This window comes from Streptomyces durbertensis, assembly GCF_014156695.1.
Taxonomy (GTDB): domain Bacteria; phylum Actinomycetota; class Actinomycetes; order Streptomycetales; family Streptomycetaceae; genus Streptomyces; species Streptomyces durbertensis.
Genome location: NZ_WMLF01000443.1, coordinates 1 through 4,456, shown reverse-complemented (window position 1 = coordinate 4,456; position 4,456 = coordinate 1). Strand labels below are relative to the sequence as shown.

General features: G+C 72.2%; 1 protein-coding gene. It reads right to left on the bottom strand.

Going from position 1 to position 4,456, the window contains the following annotated elements:
• Positions 1-4,406, bottom strand: a 4,406-nt coding sequence (locus GL263_RS22260) for a non-ribosomal peptide synthetase (RefSeq protein WP_267132790.1), incomplete at its 3' end; no start/stop codon positions are given.
• Positions 4,407-4,456: the final 50 nt, after the last annotated feature.

Genomic DNA, 4,456 nt, shown 5'->3' with positions numbered 1-4,456 from the left:
GCCACCCGCCCCGCACGCACCACCAACTCCCCATAACTCAACGACTCCCCACCACACACCACCGCCACCTCACCCGGAACCTCCACCGCACGACGCACCACCGCCTCATGAACGGCGGACACCGGGAAGCGGGCACCCGCCCCCGCCCACGAACCGAGCAGGGACAGCTCGCTGTCACCCAGCACCCCCACCTGGCCGAACGGCGCGTCCGGATCGGAGACCACCATCTCCAGCACCCGCACGTAGTAGTCACGCACCAACGCCACCTGGCGTGCCGCCAGCTCCCGGCTGTCGTACTGGAGCTCCAGCCGCATCCCGGCGTGTCCTGGCTCTCGGCTGACCGCGACGAGCAGAGGGAAGTGGGTGCGGCCGGCGCCGTCGACGGGATCGCCCGCGCCCTGCTCCGCTCCCGCGCCCTCCACCAACTCACCGATCTGGCGGAAGTGGTTGTAGACAAAGCCGGTCTCGAACAGCGGCTTCCCGCCGAGCGCGCGCTGGAGGGCGGACATCGGGTACCTGCGGTGCGGCAGCATCTCCCGCTCCGCCTCGAACACCGCCCGCACCAGGTCGAGCCAGGTGCCGTCCGACAGGCGCAGCCGCAGGGGCACCGTGTTGAGGAACAGGCCTCGTACGTCGGTACCGCCGCTGGTCTCCAGACGGCCGTTGACCGACAGGCCCGTGACCACATCCGTGGTGCCCGTGGCCACGCTCAGGGCGCGCAGGTACGCGGCGAGCAGCACCGACTTGACGGGCACCCCGGCGCGCTCCGCCACCTGTTCCAGTTGGTCGCACAACTCACGTGGCAGGGCCGCGAAGAGCTCGCCATGCCCCTGCGTGTTCTCGCTCGTGCGCGTCTCGGCGGGCCAGCGAGGCAGGGCGCCCTGGGGCCGTTCGGCGAGCAGGTTGTGCCAGTAGGCGGCGCTGGCGGTGGAGTTGAGGGCGGCGCGTTCGGCGGCGATGTAGTCGCGGTAGGTGGAGCGCAGCGGGGGCGCGGGGGCGTTCTCGTCCCGCAGGAGCGCGTGGTAGGTGTCGGTGATCTCGGCGAGGGTGGAGGCCAGGCTCCAGCCGTCGAGGATGGCGTGGTGGTCGGTCACCGTCCACTGGAACGCGTCCTCCGACAGGACGTGCACACTCATCCGGCACAGCGGCGCCGACGCGAGCGAGAAGAGGTTCCTCCCCTCGGTCCGGACGTGTTCCGCGACCGCAGAGCGCTGGTCCTCCGGGTCCGCACCTCGCAGGTCGGCGACGGTCAGCGGCACCTCAGCCCGCGCGTGGACCAGTTGGAGAGGCTCGCTGAACCGGCTGAGGTCGAAGGAGGTCCGCAGCACCGCGTGCCGCGCCACCACCAGGGCGAGCGCCCGCCGGAAGGGTTCCTCCTCGAACCGTTCGCCGACCTTCAGCGAGCTCACGTTGTGGTACGGGTTGAGGTCGGGGTCCCGTTCCATCTCGTAGACCATGCCGAGCTGGAGTTCCGCCATCGGATAGGCGTCCTCCAGACCCTCGGGCAGCCGCGCGCGGTCCTCTGCCGACACCAGCCCGAACGGCTCGGTCACGGGGACAGCCGACCGGTCCACGCCGCCCGCCGCGTCCACCGTCACCAACCCGCCCAGCCCGGCAAGAGTCGGCGCCCGGAACAACTCCGGCAAACCGAGGACCAGTCCCGCGTCGCGCGCCTTGCCGAGGACCTGGATACTGCGGATCGAGTCGCCGCCGAGGTCGAAGAAGTTGTCGTGCCGACCGACCCGGTCCACCCCCAGAACCTCACTCCAGATCCCGGCCAACTGCTCCTCCGTGCCCGGCCGGGCGGGCTCGAACGCCACCTCCAGATCCGGGCGTTCACCCGAAGGCGCCGGGAGCCGGCCCCGGTCCACCTTGCCCTGCGGGGTGAGCGGCAGGTCGTCCAGGAAGACAAACGCGCGGGGCACCATGTACTCCGGCAGCCGCTCCCGCAGCGTGGAGCGCAGAGCACCGGCCGTGGGCGCTTCCCCTTCGGTCACGACGTAGGCGACGAGGTCGGCCCGGCCCGCGGCGTCCCGTGGCGCCGTCACCACGCAGTGCCGCACGCGGGGGTGGTCGCCGAGAGCCGCGGCGACCTCGCCCGGCTCGACCCGGTAGCCGCGGATCTTGACCATGTGATCAACCCGGCCCAGGAACTCGACCTGGCCGTCCACGGACCATCGGCCCCGGTCGCCCGTGCGGTACAGCCGGTGCGAACCGGACGACCGGAACGGGTGCGGCTGGAACCGCTCGGCGGTCAGCTCGGGGTTTCCCAGATAGCCGCGCGCCAGGCACGGCCCGGAGACGTACAGCTCACCCGGGCTGCCGACGGGGACCGGGAGGCCCGCCTCGTCGAGCACCCAGACCTCGGTGTTGGCGAGAGGGGTGCCGAGGGGCAGCGGGCCGGTCGGCAGGTTCTCCGCCGTGAACGTGCCGCAGACCGAGAACGTCGTGGTCTCCGTCGGACCCCAGCAGTTCACCACCTCCAGCTCGGGGCGGCGGGCCAGGGCACGCGCGGTGTGCGCCGGCGAAACGGTCTCGCTGCCGGTGAGGAGCTTGCGCAGTCCGTCGAGGGACTGCGGCTGCTGGTCCACCAGCAGCGCGAACAGGGACGCCGTCGCGTGCAGCACGGTCACGTCGTACCGCGCGACCCACTCGGCCAGGTCTCCCGGCTCGTACGGCCCGGAGGGGGCCAGGACCAACCGGGCCCCCGCCACCAGCGGTGCCCAGATCTCGAAGGTGGAGACGTCGAACGCGATCGTGGCGATCTGCAGAAGCGTGTCGTCCTCGCGCAGGTCCATCGACGCGCCGCCGTACAGCAGCTCGGTGACGTTGCGGTGCCGGGTCACCACGCCCTTCGGCAGGCCGGTGGAGCCCGAGGTGAAGATGGTGTAGCAGGCGTTGTCCGGTCCCGCGCCGTGCTCCGGGGCCCGGCGCGGCACGCCGTCGTCCACCAGCACGTCGTCGTCCAGCACCACCGTGCGCCAGGGGCCCGCGGGGAGGCGGTCCGACGTGCCGGGGGCGACGAGGAGGACCCGCACGTCCGCCTGTCGTGCCATGTGCGCCAGCCGCGTGGCGGGGAAGGCCGGGTCCATGGGCACGTAGGCGCCACCGGCCTTGAGCACGGCCAGCAGGGCGACGACCAGTTCCGGTGAGCGTTCCAGGCAGACGCCGACATACGTCTCGGGTCCCGTGCCAAGCTCCCGGAGCCGATGGGCGAGCCGGTTCGCCAGGGCGTCGAGCTCGCCGTAGCCGAGGCTGCGGTCACCCGCGACGACAGCCGTGCGCTCGGGCGTCGCGGCGGCACGGGCCGCCACCAGTTCGTGCACCGGGCTGTCGGGCACGGGCGTGGTGGTGTTGTTCCAAAGGGTCAGCAGCGCGCGTTCGGAGCCGCTCAGCAGATCGGTCTGCCTGTGGTCGGCCTCGGGTGTCCGCGCCAGCGCCGTCAGGGCCCGCAGATGGTAGTCACGCAGCAGGCGCACCTGCTCGGCGGCGAACTGGCGGGCGTCGTATTCCAGTTCCACGCGCATGCCGGTCTCGCCCGGCTCACGGCTCATGGCGACGTGCAGGGGGAAGCTCGTGCGGGCGACACCGGCCGCGATCTCGTCGCGCGCCCCGGGAATCGAGACCGCCGCCCGGCCGCTGTCCGCCAGGTCCTCGACGTGGCTGAAGTGGTTGTACACAAAGCCGGTCTCGAACAGCGGCTCCCCGCCGAGCGCGCGTTGGAGGGCGGGCATCGGGTACCTGCGGTGCGGCAGGGCCGCCCGTTCGGCGGCGAACACGGCGCGGGCCAGATCGGCCCAGCTGCCCTCGGGCAGCCGCAAGCGGAACGGGAGCGAGTTGAGGAACAGGCCACGGACCTCCGACCCGTCCGTCTCCTCCAGTCGCCCGTTGGACGACAGACCGGTCACCACGTCCGAAGCGCCGGTGACCAAGCCGAGCACCCGCAGGTGCGCGGCCAGCAGTACGGCCTTCAGCGGCACACCGACGCGTCCCGCGGCCGTCTCCAGCTCCGCCACCAGTTCCGCCGGCACGGTGCTGACCAGCGCGCCGCGGCCCGAGGCCTCGTCATGGTGATGCGACTCGCCTTCCTGCCGCTCACCGGAGAGGGACGGGTGCGGTGGCCGGTCGGCGGGCCAGCGGGGAAGGGTCCCCTGCGGCCGTTCGGCGAGGAGGTTGTGCCAGTAGGCGGCGCTGGTCGTGGAGTTGAGGGCGGCGCGTTCGGCGGCGATGTAGTCGCGGTAGGTGGAGCGCAGCGGGGGCGCGGGGGCGTCCTCGCCCCGCAGGAGCGAGTGGTAGGTGTCGGTGATCTCGGCGAGGGTGGAGGCGAGACTCCAGCCGTCGAGGATGGCGTGGTGGTCGGTCACCGTCCACTGGAACGCGTCCTCGGACAGGACGTGCACACTCATCCGGCACAGCGGCGCCGAACGGACGTCGAACCGCTGCGCGCGCTCGGCGC